Below are 2742 nucleotides of genomic sequence, written 5' to 3' on the forward strand. Positions count from 1 at the left end.
GGTGTGGCCGGACGGGCGGAGCCACGGGGTGCGCTTCGCGGGGGTGGGGCGGCGGTCTGGACGCTCCGGCATCGCAGCTCCGGGGGTGGGGGGGTGTGGGTGTGTCGGTGTGTGGGGGGATGTGAAGGATATCCGGTTTGGGGTGAGGGGAGGGGTGGGAGGGGTTGCGGACAGAAGCTGTCCGTGATGGGGGTTAGGTTTCCGGTATGGCCTCCCTCACGAGTTCCGTCCTCGGTGCCCGCGCTCTGAACCGTGCCACGCTCGCCCGGCAGCTGCTGCTGAGCCGCGCCGAGATGCCGGCCCGCGGTGCCGTTGCGCACCTGCTCGGGCTGCAGGCGCAGAACGTCAAGCCGCCCTACTTCCAGCTGCACGCCCGGCTCGCCGGGTTCCGGCCCCAGGAGCTGGGGCGGCTGATGGAGGAGCGGGAGGTGGTGCGGATGGTGACCATGCGGTCCACCCTTCACACCCACACCGTGGAAGACGCCCGGATCCTGCGGCCCCTGGTCCAGGGGGCCCGGGACCGGGAGGTGGGGTACTTCCGCAAGGGGCTCGTGGGGGTCGACCTGGGAGTGCTGGCCGAGCGGGCCCGGGGATACGTGGAGGAGGAGCCGCGGACCATGGGGGAGATCCGCGAGGAACTGCTGCGGGTGTGGCCCGGGGCCGATCCGCAGTCGCTGTCCGTGGCCGCCCGGTGTCTGCTGCCACTCGTCCAGGTCACCCCGCGCGGGGTGTGGGGGCGCAGCGGGCAGGTGCGGCTGACCACGCTGGAGAACTGGGCGGGAGGGGGAGGAGGGGCGGAGGAAGGGATCGAGGACGTCGTGCTCCGGTACCTCGGGGCCTTCGGGCCCGCCTCCGTCAAGGACATGCAGACCTGGGCCGGGCTCACCCGGCTCCGGGAGGCCTTCGAGCGGCTCCGGCCCCGCCTGGTCACCTTCCGCGACGAGACCGGCGTCGAGTGCTGCTCTCCCACGCCGACCGGACCCGCGTCGTCCCCCCGGAGTTCAAGGGGCGCAACGCGAGCGGCAACCAGAGCCGGTGCGTGGTCCTGGTCGACGGGTTCCTGGGAGGGGTGTGGCGCAGCGAGGGGGACGTGCTCACCGTCGAGCTGTTCCGGGAGACGGCGGGAGCGGTGAAGGAGGAGATCGCGGCCGAGGGGGAGGCGATGCTCGCCGCGCTGGGCGACGGGCCCGGGAAGGTGCGCTTCGGGTCAATCCCAGGCTGACTCCGCCCTGGTGAAGGCGCCGTCCGGCGCGGCACGATGCCTCTCATGACCATGACGGAAAACAGCGGTACCGACAGCTTCCTCGCCGCGCGGGACTTCCTGCTCGCCCACCGCGGGCAGTACGAAGCCGCCCGCGCCGGATTCACCTGGCCCCGCCCCGAACGCTTCAATTGGGCGTTCGACTGGTTCGACCGCATCGCGGAGGGCAACGGCGCCGACGCGCTGCGCATCGTCGAGGAGGACGGGACCACCGAAACCGTCACCTTCGACGAGATGCGGCTGCGGTCCGGGTCCGCCGCCACCTGGCTGCGCGGGCAGGGCGTCGCCGCCGGCGACCGGATCCTGGTCATGCTCGGCAACCAGCGCGAGCTGTGGGAGGTGATGCTCGGCGCGATGAAGCTGCGTGCCGTCGTCATCCCCGCCACCCCGCTCCTCGGCCCCGCCGACCTGCGCGACCGGATCGAACGCGGCAACGTCCGCCATGTGATCGCGCGCGTCGCGGACACCCCGAAGTTCGACGAGGTGCCGGGCGACTACACGCGGATCGCAGCCGGGGACGGGGTCCCGGACGGCTGGCTGCGGCTCGCCGACATGGAGGGGGCCGACAGCGGCTTCCGCCCCGACGGGGTCACCCTCGCCTCCGACCCCCTGATGCTCTACTTCACCTCGGGCACCACGGCACGCCCCAAGCTCGTGGAGCACACCCACGCCTCGTACCCCATCGGGCACCTGTCCACCATGTACTGGCTCGGCCTGCGCCCCGGCGACGTCCACCTCAACATCGCCTCGCCCGGCTGGGCCAAGCACGCCTGGTCCAACCTCTTCGCCCCCTGGAACGCCGGCGCCACCGTATTCGTCCACAACTACACCCGCTTCGACGCGCAGCGGCTCATGGCCGAGATGGACCGCGCCGGGGTCACGACCTTCTGCGCCCCGCCCACCGTCTGGCGGATGCTGATCCAGTCCGACCTGACCGCGCTCCGCCGGCCGCCGCGCGAGGCCGTGGCGGCCGGCGAACCCCTGAACCCGGAGGTCATCGAACGGGTCAAGGAGGCCTGGGGCATCACCATCCGCGACGGGTTCGGGCAGACCGAGACCACCCTCCAGGTGGGCAACTTCCCCGGCGCCGAGGTCAAGCCGGGGTCGATGGGGCGCCCCGCCCCCGGGTACGAGATCGTTCTGCTGGACGCCGTCACCGGCAAGGAGTCCCCCGACGAGGGGGAACTGTGCGTGGACCTGCGCCGCGGCCCCGCGGGCGTGATGACCGGATACCGCGACGACCCCGAGCGCACGGCCGAGGCCATGGCGGACGGGCTCTACCGCACCGGGGACATCGCCTCGCGCGACGCCGACGGCTACCTCACCTACGTGGGCCGGGCCGACGACGTGTTCAAGGCCTCCGACTACAAGATCAGCCCCTTCGAGCTGGAGAGCGCCCTGCTGGAGCACGAGGCGGTCGCCGAGGCGGCCGTCGTCCCGGCCCCGGACGCCCTGCGGCTCGCCGTGCCCAAGGCGTACAT

The 2742-nt window shown here is 72.4% G+C and carries 1 protein-coding gene and 1 pseudogene; both read left to right on the forward strand.

Annotated elements, in window-relative coordinates; genetic code table 11:
* The first annotated feature begins 206 nt into the window (after positions 1 to 206).
* Positions 207 to 1222: pseudogene (locus VR44_RS38395) on the forward strand (winged helix DNA-binding domain-containing protein).
* Between the two features lie 51 nt (positions 1223 to 1273).
* Positions 1274 to 2742: AMP-binding protein (locus VR44_RS38400; RefSeq protein ID WP_045952316.1), on the forward strand; the 1469-nt coding region annotated here is incomplete at its 3' end.

The organism is Streptomyces katrae (genome assembly GCF_000966975.1).
Taxonomy (GTDB): Bacteria; Actinomycetota; Actinomycetes; order Streptomycetales; family Streptomycetaceae; genus Streptomyces; species Streptomyces katrae.